This window comes from Pseudomonas onubensis (assembly GCF_965653655.1).
Taxonomy (GTDB): domain Bacteria; phylum Pseudomonadota; class Gammaproteobacteria; order Pseudomonadales; family Pseudomonadaceae; genus Aquipseudomonas.
Window position 1 is genome coordinate 1 of record NZ_CBFHAZ010000303.1, and the last position, 429, is coordinate 429.

Sequence of the window (429 nt, forward strand, 5' to 3'; positions counted from 1 at the left end):
CTGCTTATGTAGAAGCCTTAGGCGATGATTGCATTAAGGTATTTGATACTCGAAAAACTACTCCTAATTTACGTCTTTTTGAGAAATATGCCGTGAGAGTTGGCGGTGGCTATAATCATCGCTTTAATTTATCAGATGCTATCATGCTAAAAGACAATCACATTGCGGCAGTAGGTAGTGTTCAGAAGGCAATTGCTCAAGCGCGTGCCTATGCCCCTTTTGTGAAAATGGTCGAGGTGGAAGTGGAAAGCCTTGCTGCTGCCGAAGAAGCTGCGGCGGCGGGTGCTGATATTATCATGTTGGATAATATGTCATTGGAACAGATTGAACAGGCCATTACCCTAATTGCAGGACGTTCTCGGATTGAATGTTCTGGAAATATTGATATGACCACTATTAGCCGTTTTCGTGGTTTAGCGATTGATTACG

Annotated in this window: 1 protein-coding gene; it reads left to right on the top strand. The window is 43.1% G+C overall.

The window, feature by feature from the left end; translation table 11 throughout:
* Nucleotides 1–429: carboxylating nicotinate-nucleotide diphosphorylase (gene nadC / locus ACTD9P_RS30065; RefSeq protein WP_438870490.1), on the top strand; the 429-nt coding region annotated here is incomplete at both ends.